The sequence below is a fragment of the Gemmatimonadota bacterium genome, assembly GCA_009835325.1.
Taxonomy (GTDB): Bacteria; JAAXHH01; JAAXHH01; order JAAXHH01; family JAAXHH01; genus JAAXHH01.
In genome coordinates this window covers 17,484-32,984 of sequence record VXWP01000062.1, presented here as the reverse complement: position 1 = coordinate 32,984, position 15,501 = coordinate 17,484, and the positions used below count along the sequence as shown (strand labels likewise).

The 15,501-nt window shown below is 62.0% G+C and carries 15 protein-coding genes and 1 pseudogene; 10 read left to right on the top strand and 6 right to left on the bottom strand.

Annotation, left to right across the window (positions count from 1 at the left end; genetic code table 11):
- The first annotated feature begins 196 nt into the window (after positions 1–196).
- The 10 genes and pseudogenes from F4Z81_08080 to pal (F4Z81_08035) all read left to right on the top strand — a co-directional run bounded on the left by F4Z81_08080 (position 197) and on the right by pal (F4Z81_08035) (position 8,075).
- Positions 197–1,129 (top strand): ferredoxin--NADP reductase, encoded by a 933-nt coding sequence (locus tag F4Z81_08080; protein ID MXW05008.1) that lies wholly within the window; start codon positions 197–199, stop codon positions 1,127–1,129.
- Positions 1,130–1,179: 50 nt separating this feature from the next.
- Positions 1,180–2,154, top strand: a complete 975-nt coding sequence (locus F4Z81_08075; GenBank protein MXW05007.1) for a zinc-binding dehydrogenase — start codon at positions 1,180–1,182, stop codon at positions 2,152–2,154.
- 110 nt (positions 2,155–2,264) lie between these two features.
- Positions 2,265–2,990 carry a Tol-Pal system subunit TolQ gene (locus F4Z81_08070; protein MXW05006.1) on the top strand — a complete coding sequence of 242 codons (726 nt, stop codon included), beginning with the start codon at positions 2,265–2,267 and terminating at the stop codon, positions 2,988–2,990.
- The gene (locus F4Z81_08065; GenBank protein ID MXW05005.1) at positions 2,987–3,406 is read left to right on the top strand and encodes a biopolymer transporter ExbD; all 420 of its coding nucleotides are present in this window, start codon (positions 2,987–2,989) and stop codon (positions 3,404–3,406) included. The genes F4Z81_08070 and F4Z81_08065 overlap by 4 nt, the downstream gene beginning before the upstream one ends.
- The gene (locus tag F4Z81_08060; protein ID MXW05004.1) at positions 3,406–4,029 is read left to right on the top strand and encodes a TonB C-terminal domain-containing protein; all 624 of its coding nucleotides are present in this window, start codon (positions 3,406–3,408) and stop codon (positions 4,027–4,029) included. Before F4Z81_08065 ends, F4Z81_08060 begins: the two co-directional genes overlap by 1 nt.
- A gap of 41 nt (positions 4,030–4,070) precedes the next feature.
- Positions 4,071–5,519 carry a hypothetical protein gene (locus F4Z81_08055; protein ID MXW05003.1) on the top strand — a complete coding sequence of 483 codons (1,449 nt, stop codon included), beginning with the start codon at positions 4,071–4,073 and terminating at the stop codon, positions 5,517–5,519.
- A 22-nt stretch (positions 5,520–5,541) separates the two neighbouring features.
- Positions 5,542–6,345: a tol-pal system protein YbgF gene (ybgF, locus tag F4Z81_08050; GenBank protein MXW05002.1), complete on the top strand. Its 804-nt coding sequence runs from the start codon at positions 5,542–5,544 to the stop codon at positions 6,343–6,345.
- A 168-nt stretch (positions 6,346–6,513) separates the two neighbouring features.
- The gene (pal, locus tag F4Z81_08045) at positions 6,514–7,155 is read left to right on the top strand and encodes a peptidoglycan-associated lipoprotein Pal (GenBank protein ID MXW05001.1); all 642 of its coding nucleotides are present in this window, start codon (positions 6,514–6,516) and stop codon (positions 7,153–7,155) included.
- Between the two features lie 427 nt (positions 7,156–7,582).
- A pseudogene (locus F4Z81_08040) lies at positions 7,583–7,720 on the top strand (23S rRNA (guanosine(2251)-2'-O)-methyltransferase RlmB).
- On the top strand, positions 7,686–8,075 hold the full coding sequence (gene pal, locus F4Z81_08035; protein ID MXW05000.1) for a peptidoglycan-associated lipoprotein Pal: 390 nt from the start codon (positions 7,686–7,688) through the stop codon (positions 8,073–8,075). The pseudogene F4Z81_08040 and the gene pal (F4Z81_08035) overlap by 35 nt, the downstream one beginning before the upstream one ends.
- A 63-nt stretch (positions 8,076–8,138) precedes the next feature.
- Here pal (F4Z81_08035) and F4Z81_08030 read toward each other — a convergent pair whose 3' ends face one another.
- The 6 genes from F4Z81_08030 to F4Z81_08005 form a co-directional block, all read right to left on the bottom strand.
- Entirely contained in the window at positions 8,139–9,032 is an 894-nt protein-coding gene (locus tag F4Z81_08030) for an amidohydrolase (GenBank protein ID MXW04999.1), read from the bottom strand.
- Positions 9,026–10,879 carry an ATP-binding cassette domain-containing protein gene (locus tag F4Z81_08025; GenBank protein ID MXW04998.1) on the bottom strand — a complete coding sequence of 618 codons (1,854 nt, stop codon included), beginning with the start codon at positions 10,877–10,879 and terminating at the stop codon, positions 9,026–9,028. The genes F4Z81_08030 and F4Z81_08025 overlap by 7 nt, the downstream gene beginning before the upstream one ends.
- Complete coding sequence (locus F4Z81_08020; GenBank protein ID MXW04997.1) at positions 10,876–12,033, bottom strand: LarC family nickel insertion protein; 1,158 nt, start codon at positions 12,031–12,033, stop codon at positions 10,876–10,878. The genes F4Z81_08025 and F4Z81_08020 overlap by 4 nt, the downstream gene beginning before the upstream one ends.
- 13 nt (positions 12,034–12,046) lie before the next feature.
- Positions 12,047–12,799 (bottom strand): nickel pincer cofactor biosynthesis protein LarB, encoded by a 753-nt coding sequence (larB, locus tag F4Z81_08015; GenBank protein ID MXW04996.1) that lies wholly within the window; start codon positions 12,797–12,799, stop codon positions 12,047–12,049.
- A gap of 3 nt (positions 12,800–12,802) precedes the next feature.
- Positions 12,803–13,993 carry a membrane dipeptidase gene (locus F4Z81_08010; GenBank protein MXW04995.1) on the bottom strand — a complete coding sequence of 397 codons (1,191 nt, stop codon included), beginning with the start codon at positions 13,991–13,993 and terminating at the stop codon, positions 12,803–12,805.
- 150 nt (positions 13,994–14,143) lie between these two features.
- Positions 14,144–15,496, bottom strand: a complete 1,353-nt coding sequence (locus tag F4Z81_08005) for a hypothetical protein (protein ID MXW04994.1) — start codon at positions 15,494–15,496, stop codon at positions 14,144–14,146.
- Between the last annotated feature and the right edge of the window lie 5 nt (positions 15,497–15,501).

The window sequence follows — 15,501 nt, the reverse complement described above, 5'->3', positions numbered from 1 at the left end:
GTCCAATGTTCCCCGAGGGCTTGAGTCCGAGTTCCCGGGCACGCGTTCGTACCGGCTGAGGCATGCGCTGAACGACACCCAGTTCTTCTTTACGATAGGAGCCGATTTCTAGGACGCTCCTCGCGTACCGGCCGGCCGGCCGGTTTATCCCTCGTTGGTTCACCTTTGACTGAACGCGGAGACACGGCAGGTATACATGCATACGTCAGAAGAGATCACGGCCTTAAGGGAGCAACACTATAACGCCACGTTGACCGAAATCCAGGAACTGAACCCCGAACTCTGGATCATCCGGGTGAAACCGGACGAAGAACTTCCGCCGTACAAGCCCGGACAGTACACCACGCTCGGCCTGGGCGACTGGGAACCCACCAACGATCCCGAACATAACGAAGACGTTAACGAGAACCTCAAGACGAAGCTCGTCCGCCGCGCCTACTCCATGTCCTTTCCCATGTACGAGGACGATCCCCGCCAATTGATGGATCCGGCGGACATGGACTACTACGAGTTCTACATTACGCTCGTGGCCCGCGACGGCGAGGAAGGCCAGGACCCCTCCCTCACGCCGAGGCTGTGGATGCTGAAGGAAGGCGACCGCCTCTGGATGGGGCCGAAGGTGACCGGCCATTACACCCTTGAACACGTTGGTCCGAACGACCAGGTCATCTTCGCCGCGACCGGCACCGGCGAAGCGCCCCACAACTGCATGATCGCCGAACTGATGCGCAACGGCCACGGACCGGAGATCATTTCGGTGGTGTGCGTGCGATACGCCCGGGACCTGGGCTACCAATCCACCAACGAACGCCTGGAACACCTGCATCCGAACTACCATTACATCACGCTGACCACCCGGGAAGCCCACAACCTAAACCGCAAGGTGTATATACAGGACCTGGTAAGCACCGGGGAACTGGAGGAGCAGACCGGTATCGTCCTGGATCCTGAAAGGACCCACGTGTACATCTGCGGAAACCCCGACATGATCGGCGTGCCCAACTATACCAGGGAGGGCGACAAGTCGTACCCCTCGCCCACCGGGATGGTGGAACTGCTCGAATCCCGTGGATTCAAGGCGGATCATCGCAGGGACAAGGGCAACATTCACTTCGAGGAATACTGGTAGTCCACGGTCCGGCTCGTCGGGTCGCATCCTTAAGTGACGAAGAGGCCGCCATGCAAACACTGACGCTGGATGCGGAGGGCAATCCGGAGGTATCCAGCGGGCCCGTGCCTGCCTGCAACGACGAGGACGTACTGGTCAAGGTCCGGGCATGCGTGCTGTCGCGCCGGAGTGTCGCCGATAACGGCGCCGATCCGCCGTCAACCGCCAACGGCGCCCACGGGGCCATCAGCCGGAGTTTCACGGGCGTCATTGAGTCCATCGGCCGGCTTGTGGATTCGCTCGGCCGGGGCGTGGATTCGCACGGCCGGGGCGACCGGGTCGTTGCCTGCCTTACCGACGGAGGCTTTTCGGAATACCGCAGCGTGCCTGCGAGCCAGGCCGTAAAGCTGCCGCACGGCGTCAGTTACGAAGAAGGCGCCATCGCCGGCCTGATGCCCACGGTACTCAAGGGCATGGAACGGGCCGACGTGAAGGGCAGCACCGTTTTCGTCTGCGGCCTGGGGACCACCGGGTTGCTGGGAACGCAGGTGGCGTCCATATCGGGCGCCGCGGCCGTGATCGTGTCGGACCTTCACGCGAAGCGCCTGCAGCGGGCGGCGGATATCGGCGCGGACACCTTGATCAATGCCTCCACGGAGGACGTCCATCGCCGTGTCATGGACCGGACCGGCGGCCAGGGTGTGGACGTCTGCCTCGAATGTGCCGGCAGCGGGGCATCCTTTTCCCAGTGCGCGGCGGTATTGCGGCCGGGCGGGAAGCTCGTCGTCCTGAAAGCCAATTCCCACTCCGTATCCATCGACATGCGGGAATGGTCGGAGCGGTCCCTGCAGCTGATCATGGGACACGAACAGTCCTTCGAAACCCCCTACCTGGTGGACCGGGGGCTGAAACTCGTGGGTATCGGCGCCGTCAGGCTGCGTCCCCTGTTGACCCACGTATTCCCCGCCCATCGCGCCGCCGAAGCCCTTGAACTGATCGACGACCACCCTGACCTGGCCGTCGAAGTCGCGCTGATATGGGGGTAGGGATCGACAGGACCAGCGTCCTGTAGTGCTTGACACGCACGCATCCGTGTTCCAACTTTCAAGCCGCCGGTAAGGGGCCATGGGAACTGTCGAAAGGACCTGAACGCACTTTGTCATCCGAAATCAGTATCCTGAATCTGATTCTGGATTCGGGCGCCGTCGCCAAGACCGTCATTGTCGTTCTCCTGATGTTCTCCATCGTTACATGGGCGATCATGGCGGAGCGCTGGCGGTACTTTCGCCGGGCCCAGGCGCAGTCGGAGGAATTCCTCGCGTTCTTCCGGTCGGAGCGCAATTACAGACAGGTTTACACCGCCGCCTCGAAATTGCCGTTCAGTCCCGCTGCCGCGGTGTACCGCGAGGTATACGAGAAGTACGCGCCGGCGTTTCCGCTTCCGGCCGCCGCCGCGGACCAGGCAGGCCAGGCGGACCAGGCCGGCCGGCCGAAGGAAGTCGACCAGGACCTGGTGGAATCCGTCTATCGCGACCTCCGGCTGGCCGCCCACCGGGAACTGGCCCGGTTCGAACAACGGCTTCCCCTGCTGGCCACCGCTGGAAGCGTGTGCCCCTTTCTCGGTCTGTTCGGTACAGTGTGGGGCGTCATGACCGCCTTTCTGGACATCAGTACCCAGGGCTCCACCAACATCGTGGTCGTGGCGCCCGGGATCGCGGAAGCCCTGATTACGACGATCGCGGGTCTGGCCGTGGCGATCCCGGCCATGGTGGCGTACAATTACTTCGTGCAGCGATCGCGAGTGCTGGGACTGGAACTCGAGGACCTGGCCACCGCGGTCCTGAATGTCCTTCAGTTGCGGACCATCGCGGGTAGGCCATGAATTCGTTTGATTTCAATAGCGCGGGTTCGCCCCGTGTCCTCTCGGAAATCAGGGTTACGGCACTGGTCGACGTCATGACCGTGCTCCTGATCATCTTCATGATCACCACGCCGATGATCCAGAGCGGCGTCCAGGTGGATCTTCCCAGGGCGAGTGCGGCCGCGCCGGATCTCGGCGAGGGCCTCGTCATCACGATAACGAGCGAAGGGTCGCTCTACCTCGAAGACCGGCTGCTTTCGATCGCCCAGTTCGACGGGGTGTTCGGGGAGATATTCGAGGATCAGCAGCATAAGCCGGTGTTTATCCGCGGAGACGAACAGGTGCCCTACGGCGCCGTCATTGGCGTGCTGGATAAACTCAAGCAGCACGGCGTAACGCAGATTGGCCTGGCGACCAGTCTGAGGCCTTCAAGATAATGGCACGCATGATCTGGGCTTCCGGATTCCTGCATATCGCGGTGATCGCCGGGCTGATCGGTGTGAATACCTGGTGGCCCGCGCCGGCGTCGTCGCTGGACCAGCAGGTCTACCGGGTCGATCTCGTAACGCTGAACGAGCGTCCGCCGGCCCAACGCCCGCCCGCGCTCGACGAGGTGTACGAAGTCGTCTCGAAGAAGGAGGCCGCCGCACCGCAGGAGGAGGCGGCCCTGGCGCTGGAACGGACGCCGCGCCTGGTCTCCGAAGAACCGGATCCCCTACCTGAAGCGCCGCAGACCTTCGAGACCGATGCCCCGGAAATCCGCCTGGACGAGCGGAACTTCGAATACCCGTACTACCTGGGCATGATGCAGCGGAAGATCCAACAGCATTTCAACGTGCCCAGGATGCTCGGCGTCACCCAGCTCGAGACGGTCATCTATTTCCGCGTGGTGCGGTCCGGCCGGATTACCGGCGTCGTCATGGAGCGTTCGTCTTCCAACGCGGTCTTCGACCTGGCGGCGCAACGGGCGCTGAACGCGGCCGATCCGCTGCCGCCGCTTCCGGAAGGTTACCGAAAGTCCTACCTGGGCGTGCACTTCGCCTTCCAGTACGCGTTGTGAAGCAGCAATGAACGACCGCGGTTCCAAACCCGTTGCCATGAATGGATTTACAGTACGGAAGGCCTGAAATGAGAAAACAGCGGAGTGCCTGGACGTTGAGGATCCTGCTGGCGGCCTGCGTCCTGTCCCTGCTCTGCGCGCGGTCCGCGTCGGGCCAGGACGAGGTCAATCTCAGCGTGCAGGCCCGCGTCTCCCCCCGTATCCCGATCGCCTTCAAGCCCTTTGTCCCCCGGGACGGAACGGCCTTCGACGCCGCCGTGCAGGACACCGTCAACCAGGTGCTGATGCGCGACCTGTCGTTCTCCGGCGTATTCGCCGTGCGGGACCTTTCCATCCCGGCCCGGGTCGGAACGGACGATGGCGCCCCGGTGCTGACGGACAGCGCCGGCGACACCACCTACGTATTCCTGGATGCCGCCGGAGACGTGGACCTCGAGTTGCTGCGCAAGCTGTCCGTGCAGGTCATGGTGTCGGGAACGTATGAAGTCTCGGGATCCAGGGTGGAGATCTCCGTGCGTCTTACCGACCTGGGCACCCGGCGGACGATCATGGAAAAGGGGTACGCCGCCTTCGACCTGACCCTGAGGCGGATCGTGCATCTCATGGCCGACGACATCGTGTTCCAGCTGACCGGGGACCGGGGCACCGCCCAGACCCGCGTCGTCTTCATATCCCAGCGCAGCGGCGCCCCGGAACTGTATATCTCGGACTACGACGGTTTCAACGTGCGCCAGCTGACCCGGGACGGCGCACGGAAATACTCGCCGAACTGGTCGCCTGACGGCACCCGAATCGCCTACACCTCCTACCGGGACGGCCCTCACGAACTGTATATCCTCAACCTGCAGAGCGGGGAGACCGGCAAAGTCCCGTTCAGGGGGAGAACGGTGCTTTCGCCGCGCTGGTCGCCGGACGGCCGCCACCTGATCCTGAGCCTGGTCACAGAGGGGGTGTCCAGGCTGTACATCAGCACGCTGGACGGGAGCCGCCTGGTACCGCTTGCGACCGGTTACGGGATCAACGTTTCACCATCCTGGTCACCGCGGGGCGATCAGTTGGTATACATGTCGGACCGATTGACACAGAAGCACCTGTACGTTATAAATATAGATGGCTCGAACGATCATCGCATCACCTTCGAGGGCGGTTACAACGGATCGCCGGCGTGGTCTCCGCGGGGCGACCGCATCGCCTTCGTGGGCGGTGATCTGGCACAGGGGAGGCGGGGAGGCCCCAGGCGGGTCTTCAATATCTACACCTGCGACGTCAACGGCAGCAACCTGGTGAAACTCACGGGCGTCCGCGGGCCGGAAGGAGACAACGTGAACCCGACCTGGTCCCCGGACGGACTGCACATTCTCTTCAGTTCGGACCGTGCCCGCAGCGGTGTGTACCAAATCTACCGGATGTCCTGGAACGGAGACGACGTCCATCCCGTCATCACGGAGGGCAACAACCGGCAACCCAGCTGGGGACCCAGGCCCGAATGAAATCGAAGCGGATCGAGCGTAAATGAACGAAAGGTTCCTGAAACCTCTCGGCCGGTGCATGGTGCCGGCGATCTTCGTCCTGGTCGTTGCCGGCGCATGCGGCGTCCAGTCCGACCTGACCAACCTGAAGAACGACACGACGCATCTGCGGGCCCAGATGCAGGTCATGCGCGAGGAGATCGCCCTACAGGAGGACATCGACTCCCTGAAAGTGCACATCGTGCGCCTGGAAGCCCTCGTGCGGGACCAGATGGACGAATTGCTGCGCATGCGGGCGGACATGGGGCAGCGGGTCGGCGCCCTCGAAAGCCGGTTGCAGGTCCTGACCACGCGCATCACGGAAAGCGACCGCCAGTTTTCGGCCCTGGTTCGCAGGCTGGAGAGCCTTCAGGTCCAGCTGAGCGCGCCGGCAAGACCGGATACGTCCGCGGCACAAACCACGTCATTCGATCCGGGCGAACTGTACGACCTGGCGCTGAGGGATTACCAGCGGGGCAACTACGATGTGGCGGTCCGGCAGTTTACCCAGTACATCGAGTACTTCCCGGATTCGGACCTGGCCGATGACGCGCGGTTCTATATCGGCGACTGCTATTATACCCAGAGTCTGTACACCCAGGCGCTCGACGCCTACGAGATGCTGTTGGACGCGTATCCGGACAGTAACAAGGTGCCGGCCGCCCTGTTGAAAATCGCCTTCATCAAGGTGGCCCGGAAGGAACCGTCCGAGGCGCGGTCCTACCTGGAACGGGTAATCGGTGAATTCCCCGATGCGGAGGAGGCCCAGCTCGCGAGGATGAGACTGGATCTGATGCCGGAAGACTGAGAAGGACGGACTTTTTGCTTTACTTTCGCAACCAAATGGGGATTTTAAGTGTGGATGTGCCGGTTTGATCCACGCATCGAAAAAAGAATCGGTGAAGTCGAGCATGTGTCCATATACCTGTCAATCAGTGATGGATGAGTAACGCACCCATGTGAAAGGAGTGCTGTAATGAAAAGATGGCGTAGCACGTATTCGATCCTGGCGCTCTGTGTGATGGTCACCGCTCCCGCGTGGATGGGTGCCGCCTGTGCCAGGGGCCCGTCCGCGGAGGAACTGGCCGCGATGGAAGCCGCGCGTCAACAGGCCATAGCGGATTCGCTCAGAGCGGTACGCGCCGAAGAAGAAGCCCGTCTCGCGGCCGAGGAAGAAGCCCGGCGCATGGCCGAGGAAGAAGCCCGTCTCGCAGCCGAGGAAGCTGCCCGTCTCGCTGCCGAAGAGGAAGCCCGCAGGGCTGCCGAGGCCCGGCACCAGGAGATGATGTCCCTGTCCACCATCTACTTCGATTACGACATGTCGAACATCCGGGAAGACCAGCGTTCGGCCCTGGACGAGAACGCCCGCAAGCTGCGGGAGTACCAGCCCGAAGACATGGTGGTGGTCGAAGGCCACTGCGATGAACGGGGTACGATCGAATACAACCTGGCACTGGGCGAGCAGCGTGCCCAGGCGGTCAAGACGTACCTCACGGATGCCGGTGTGGCGGACGGCCGCATCGAGACCGTCAGTTATGGTGAAGAGCAGCCGGCGGTCATGGGTGGCGACGAAAGCGCCTGGTCGCAGAACCGGCGCGCCGAGTTGAAGCGCCAGTAAGCGTTACAGGTATCACCCGTACCGAAACTGGACTGGGGCGGCCGTATGGTCGCCCCTTTTTCGTCTGTACCCGGGAAAGCGTTCCCGTTTTCACAGGTCACGTGATTGCAAGGGACAGGCCGGCGTATTGTAAAAAAACATTGAAAAATGAAGCAGAAATGCATATACTTTGCCGCTCAGGATGAAACAGATGTTAAGCGGAAAAGGGCCAGGCCCTCCGGATCAATACTGGATGAAAACGCTAACTTAAGGGAAAGGAGTTCCGCATGAAGCGATGGAGCAATACGGCATCGGTCCTGGCGCTCTGTGTGCTGGTCGCCGCTCCCGTGTGGATGGGCGCCTGCTGCGCCGTTACCCGGGGACCTTCCGCGGAGGAACTTGCCGCGATGGAGGCGGCGCGTCAACAGGCGATCGCGGATTCGATCAGGGCGGTACAGGCTGAAGAGGAAGCCCGCCTGGCGGCCGAGGCCGAAGCCCGGCGCATAGCCGAAGAGGAAGCCCGCCTGGCGGCCGAGGAAGAAGCCCGGCGCATGGCCGAAGAGGAAGCCCGTCTGGCGGCCGAGGCCGAAGCCCTGCACCAGGAGATGATGTCCCTGACCACCATTTACTTCGACTACGATCGGTCGGACGTCCGGGAGGACCAGCATTCGGTCATGGATGAAAACGCCCGCAAGCTGCGGGAGTACCAGCCCGAAGACAGGGTGGTGGTCGAGGGCCACACCGATGAACGGGGCACGATCGAATACAACCTGGCGCTGGGTGAACGGCGCGCCGAGGCGGTCAAGGCGTACCTCGTGGATGCCGGCGTGGCGGAAGACCGCATCGATACCGTCAGTTACGGTGAAGAGCGGCAGTCGGTCACAGGCAGTGACGAAAGCGCCCTGGCGCAGAACCGGCGCGTGGAGTTGAAGCGCCAGTAGGTTACCCCGCATCACCCGTACCGTATCAGGACAGGGGCGGCCATTCAGGTCGCCCCTGTTTTTTTATGGCTCTCCGAGAAACGGTTTCCAGTTTTCATAGATCATGTTGTGGATGGCCTCTTCCGGAAACACGGGCAGGGACGTGTTCCGCACGACGTCGTTCACCTTCCACTGGCCGGCTATGACCTGCGCCGGCGTGGCGGAGGGAAAGTCGGAACCGAAGATCAGCTTGTGCTCCACGCCGTACTCCAGGGCGGACATGAAGGCCATGTAATGTCGAAGCGGGCGGTAGTGCAGGGCCGAAATGTCCGCGTAAAGATTCGGATGCTTCCGGATCAGCACCACGCATTCGTCCTCCCACGGGTGCCCCATGTGGGCGATCATCATCCGCAGGTCCGGACAGGCCACCGCGATGTCCTCCAGCTGGATCGGATTGGCCCACTTGAGCGGGCCCGGCCTGACGAAGGAAGTGCCCTGGTGCCAGATCACGGGGATGTCCAGCGCTTCCGCCTTCTTGAACAGGGGAAGATGGACCGGGTCCTGCGGATCGAAGTGCTGGTAGATCGGCGCGACCTTCAGTCCGCGCAGACCGAGCACGTCGACGTTGTATTCGAGCTGTTCGACGGCGTCTTCGTCGTTCGGATCGACGGAACACCAGCCGATGAATCGGTCCGCGTGTTCCGCAACGAAGCCGGCGACGAGCTCCTGGGGCACGTCCACCCCGCAGTAGGGCGCCTTCAGTCCGAACACCACCACCCTGTCGCAGTCTTCGGTCGCCTTCAGCAGCGTTTCGGGCGTGGAATCGAAGGCATTCTTGTACTGGTCCTCGTGGCCGGCGTAGTACACGTCCTCGGACAGCCGCATCTTGGCCTTCTTGGCGGCGTAGGCGAATTCCACGAACTCATCGGACATATGGTCCGGGTACCACATCAGGTTGGTATGGATGTCGACTAGCATGGTTGGCTTTCCCCGGGGCTGGCGTGATGATTGTCGTCGAATATGCACGCGCGGATCATGTCCGCGGCTTCTTCCAGATCGAAACAGGCGGTATCGACGGGGATCCCGGCTTCGCAGGCGGCGGTCAACAGGTCGCACAGACCGGGCCGTCCGGACCGCGCGTCGACACCGTCCGCCCGGCCGAACAGGCGGACCGGCGTGGTATCCGCCGCGATACCGCCGTTCTCCATGACCAGGATCCGGTCAGCCAGGCGGGAGATCAGGTCCATGTCATGGGTGATCAGGAAAAGGGTCGTCCCCTTCGCCTTGCAGGTCCTGAAAATCGCCTCGACCTGGCGTACGCTTTGCGGATCGAGTCCGGACGTGGGCTCGTCGAGTGCGAGGACGGAAGGCTCCATGGCCAGGATCCCGGCGATCGCGGCCCGGCGTTTTTCTCCGCCGCTCAGGGAAAGGGGATGCCGGTGTGAGAACCGGCCGGGATCCAGGCCGACCCGCTCGAGCGCCCCGTTGACCATGCCTGGGATTTCCGATGCCGCAACACCCGTTTGCCGGGGACCGAAGGCCACGTCGTCGAACACGGTTTCCTCGAACAACTGCGCCTCGGGAAACTGGAAGACCAGTCCCACTCTCTGACGCAGCTTCCGCAGGTCGGTCTCCGGGGACGATACGTCCTCCCCCTCGACCCGAACCGTACCCGAATCCACTTTCAGCAGGCGGTTGAGGTGCTGAATCATCGTGGACTTTCCCGAACCGTTCGGCCCGGTCAGCGCGACGCACTCCCCGGGGAACACCCGAGTGGTCACATCGCGCAGCGCGGGAATTTCCAGGGAAGTGCCGGGGGAGTAGGTATGGCACACCCGGTCGAGAGCGATGATGGGCGGCGTGGTTGGTGACAGGGCGGGTTTTGCATTCGGCGCCGACGACACCGAACGGAAATTGCCCGGCGGCGTGCCGTCCTGCCGGCGGTCCGTTGGCGCTTCGGCCGCCCTGGGCGACTCGGCTGCTCCGGGCGATTCGGTCGCCCTGCCGGCCAGCCACTGAACCAGGGGATTCGGTTGGACGATGCCGGCCGGCACCGCGACGCCGCGCGTGCGCAGTGCATCCGCCAGCCGTTTGGCCAGCGGCACGTCGAGCCCGTGCGCCGCAAGCCGGCTCGATTCCCGGTATACCTCCTCCGGCGTTCCCTCGGCGGCGATGTCCCCGTTCACCACCAGCGCGATGCGGTCCATCCGGACGGCTTCCTCCGGCGACTGCGTAATAAAGACCACGCTCAACCGGTATTCTTCCACGATCGACAGGAGCAGGTCGAGTATGTCCCGCCGGTCGCCCGGGTCCAGCGACGAGGTGGGCTCGTCGCAGATGAGGTATCGGGGCCGCATGGACGCCACGGCGGCGATGGCCAGGCGTTGTTTCTCGCCGCCGGACAACCTGTGGGGAGGATATTGTCTGTACTTTTCCAGGTTGAATCGGCTAAGAGCCCACGTGACGCGGTCGTGGATCTCCGGGGAAGGCAAGCCGAGGTTTTCCAGGCCGAAGGCCACTTCCCGTTCCACCGTGGTGGAGACCAGCTGGTTGTCCGGGTTCTGGAAGATCATGCCGGCCCGTTGATGGACCGGCCACTTGTTCTCCGGATCCGCCGTGTCCAGGCCGTCCACAAGGATCCGGCCGGACCGGGGCACGATCAATCCGTTCAGGCAACGGGCGAGCGTGCTCTTGCCCGAACCGTTGGGTCCGATCACGGCCAGACTTCCTGAATCGCCGATCTCCAGGGACAGGCCCCTTAGCGTCGGGACCTCGTTCCCCGACGGGAGATGGTAGCTGAAGGATACATCTTCGGCGACGATCACGGCAGGTCGTCCAGGTCCATACGGCCAGCGGCCTCGTGGACGGCCGCGTACACCTCGGCGAGGGGGATCCCCGCCTTCAGCGCAGCCTGACGACAATCCTCGTATTCGGGGGTGTAACGCGTGGCGTTCCCCTGCCGAACGACTTTAATCCGGATCGCGCCGAAGGGGGTCTCCGCCCTGGCCTCGCGACGGGGCAGTACGCTCCGGGTAACAGGGTAACTTCTGAGCCCTATGGTTGTCGTTTCCTTGAAAATGAGCTCGGTCAGCCGGCCGGCCAGCGCGGTGGGCGCCAGTACGGTGAGCAGCACGCCCGGCCTGCTTTTCTTCATGATCACGGGCGTGAGGAAGGCGTCGAGCGCGCCGGCGTCGAGCAGCAGGTCCAGGACGTGGCCGTAGAACTGCGGATTCATATCGTCGATCTGCGTTTCCAGGACCTGCACGAACTCTCGGTCACCGACCTGGGTGATATCCCCCATGTGGGCGACTTCCCCCAGACACAGCCGAACCAGGTTTCCATCACCACGGTCGGCGTCGTTGCCGCCGTAGCCCACCGACCGCAACGTAAAACCGGACCCTTGCATCGATCCCGCGGAAAGCGCGGTCAAAACGGCGCATCCCGCCAGATCGACGGGGGCGTGGTCGACGGGCAGCACGGTTGCGCCCCGCATCAGGGCGGCGAGCAGGGGAGGCGTAGCATCGATGCCCGTGGCAAAGGGCAGCGCCTCGTGGTAGAGGGTATCGATCCCGAGAAGATGAAGGGCGTTGGAGAGGGCGAGGATACGCAATGCCGCGTGGCGGCCGCCCAGTGCTTCCACCGGCGGCGCGTGGTCCCGTGCCCCCCGGAGTTCACTCACGTTCTGCTCGAGGTGGCCGATCACTCTGGCGAGGAGCGCGCCGGCCGGCGTGCCCGCTCCCCCATCCGGGATGGCCCGGTAGGTCTCGGGAACGGACGCTAAGGCGCAGGACAGGGAGGCGAACGTCACCTGTGTCCCGTTCACCCGCTCCGTGGAGACGTTGATCTCGCAGTCCACGCCATGGTGGCGTTTCAAGGACGCTGCGATCTCCTCGCGGTCCGATCCCGCGTCGATCAGCGCCCCGAGCAGCATGTCCGCCGTAAAGCCGGATAACTGGTCGAAATACCCCGCCACCGCCATTGGACCCGCCGTTCTATTCGTGCTTCCGGTTGATGAGACCCGCCGCGTACCCGGCGTTGAACCCGCCGTCGATGTTCACCACCGTGACGCCCGATGCACAGCTGTTCAGCATGGCCAGGAGCGCCGCCAGCCCGTTGAAACTCGCGCCGTATCCCACACTGGTCGGCACGGCGATCACCGGCCTGGAGACCATCCCCCCGACCACGCTGGGCAGGGCACCTTCCATGCCCGCCACGACGATAAGCACCGACGCGTTCATGATGGCCTCGCGATGGGCAAACAGGCGGTGAATACCGGCCACGCCCACGTCGAAGACGCGTTCCACCCGATTGCCCAGGACCCGGGCGGTTACCGCGGCCTCTTCGGCCACGGGGATATCGCTCGTGCCCGCCGAGACGACCAGGACCTCGCCGATGCCCTGGTCCTGCCAGGTTTCCTGAACGACGATCGCCCGGGCCGCCTCGTGGTACACGGCCGAAGGACACCGCACCGTCACGGCTTCGTGCATGGCCGGGGTCGCCCGCGTGGCGAGCAGGTCGCTGCCCGAGGCGACGATGCGCTCCGCGATCGCGGCCACCTGTTCTTCGGTCTTCCCCGTACAGAAGATCACCTCGGGAAACCCGCATCGCAGGGCCCTGTGATGGTCCACACGCGCGAACCCGAGGTCCTCGAATGGCATGGATCGCAACTGCGCGGAAGCTTCGTCCACCGGCAGCTCACCCGAACGGACCTGTTCGAGCAACGATTTGATCTGCGATTCGTTCACGGGCTATTCACCGTCCAGGACTTCGATGCGCGCGCCCGAGGCATGGCGCTCCTGTTGCAGGCGGGCCGCCACCGCCTCCGCGTCGCGCATCACGCGCAGCACGTTGCCTCCGAGGATCTTCATGATGTCCTCGTCCGCGTATCCCCGCCGGACCAGTTCGGCCGTCAGATTGGGATAGGTGGAGACGTCCTCCAGTCCCACCGGGACCGTGGTAATGCCGTCGTAGTCCCCGCCGATCCCGATGTAGTCTATGCCGATCACCTGGCGGATGTGGTCGATATGGTCGGCCACCTGGGCGACGGTGGCGCGCGGCGTGGGATTGGCCTCGTTCCAGGCGGCTATGCCCTCCGCCACCGATTCATCCGTGCTGCCCGCCATCGCCGTGAGCCGCTCGCGTTCCTCGTTGCGCTTCACGCCGTGCAGGCGGGTCTCTTCCGAAATGTAGCCCGGGACGAAGGTGACCATGATCACGCCGCCGTTTTCGGCCAGGCGCGTCAGGACATCGTCGGGGACATTGCGCACGTGGTTGCACATGGCGTAGGACGAGGAATGGGTGAAGATGACCGGGGCCGTTGTCACGTCCAGGACATCCCCCATGGTCGCCAGGGATACGTGGGACAGGTCCGCCAGCATGCCCAGGCGGTTCATCTCCCGGATCACCTCTTTCCCGAATTCCGACAGGCCGCCGACCCCCACGGTGTCCGTGGCCGAATCGGCCCACGGGATGTTGCGGCTGTGGGTCAGGGTCATGTACCGGACGCCCAGCTTGTGGAACATGCGGAGCGCGCCGAGGGACGAATCGATGGAATGGCCTCCTTCGATGCCGATCATGGACGCGATCCTGCCCGCCGCGAAGGCTGCTTCCACTTCATCGGCCGTCGTGGCCAGCTGAAACGTGTCCGGGTACCGCTCGATCATCTCGTACACGATGTCTATGGCTTCCATGGTAGCCCGCGTCGCCTCCCTGCCCTGCATGGAAACGGGTACGTAGACCGACCAGAACTGCGCGCCCACCATGCCCTCGCGCAAGCGGGGGATGTCGGTATGGAAATCCGGCTGGGGCTGGTCGAGGTCAATCGACCACACGTCCCGGTTCGCCTTCCTGCGGATCTGCCAGGGCAGGTCGTTGTGGCCGTCGATCAACGGGGCTTTCGCGTGCAGCGCCTTCGCGCGTTCGACGGGATCCTCGGGCATGGGTTCCTCCGCGGGCGTGCACGCGGCGGTCAGCGCGATGAAACAGAGGCTGGTCAGTACCAGGGCGATTGAGTGCATGGTTCCTCCGGGTTTTTTGTGCTCCGTTTTTTCAGTGAAACATGATAGTGTATGGCGGTGTACTCTACCAACTCAATGGCCGATCGATTCAATGAAGTAAGACCCCCAATCATGGCCTCCTTCGAAGACCAGAAAGACTTCGCGCTGCGCGGAAGCGTTCTTTGAAAGCCACGCTTCCGTTCGCCGACTAAAGGATTCAATCCCATGTATCGGTAACAGTGTTTGACGCGCGATTTGACCTGACGAATCCAAGTCAAGCATGAGGATTCCTCTGGGTAGATTACCACGATAACGTGAGGTAAAGCATAGGAATAACCTGTCTTTCAGAAAAACGAACCAATTGCCGTTTTTCCGAAATCCCCCAGGTAATGTCCAGAGCATGGCTCCCGTACTCATGTTAGTGAGTTTTAATTGATCGCGATATTCACTCGAATTCTCACCTTTGAGTGATTCAATAGAAACGAGAAACCTGTTGTCAGGTGTAATACCGAGAGGGGTGCCCGCTTTGTTTTCTGACTCCCACATCAACTGGCCTTTTTGATCAAATACTCCAACCCGTTCAACCCTAATTCCCCGCTCCTTCCTTTTATACCCGGTCGCTGAAACCACCAATTTTGTTCCATCCTCGGAGGGGACAAGGTTGTAACGCCGAGAATTAGAAAAGATAGCATCTGAACTGCCAGACATCTGATCAATAGATCGGCGCCATTTGAGTTCACCGGTGTCTATTGCCAGTACCGAGAGAGAATCTCGATACACATATGCCAACTTATCAGAACCCCATTCAACGAGTGCAACATTCTCGGTATTCTTACTCCACAGGTTTTGACCCGAATCGATATCGACAACCGTAATGTTATAGGTCCAATCGTATTCGGTTAAAAAACGCACAAACACAATGTATTCACTGGAATTGGCTATCCAATACCTTATGCGGTGGTATGAAGGGACGACTCTCGACCAGAGTATTTGTCCATCGGAAGTCAAAATCTCGTAAAGATTACTGTTGTTCTGGTCATCGTAGTGACCTGCCAAAATGTAACGTCCGTCACGCGAGCACCGTACGAATGCCGGCTCCATCTCTTCTGGACTCAGTCTTGTCCACAGGGTCTTGCCATGCTTATCGATAGAATAAAAGGAAACAGTGTCTTCCGAATTTATCACCAGACCCTTTGCCGAGAGACATCCTGGAGGAATATGCTGTTCACGGCTGTAGTACTTCCATTCCTGTTCCGCATCCGGAATTACCTCACTGAGTTGTGATACAACCACCGGATCCAGCGTTTCCTGAGCGTGAATTGCACCTGACAATACACAGTGCAGTAAGCTAGTTATGACTATAAACCTGTACATTGCAACTATTTGCCTGCTCTTGGTAGATACCGCTTTTTTGAAGTCCCGCCGTAAAAAGTTGGTTTTGCTCATTGAAC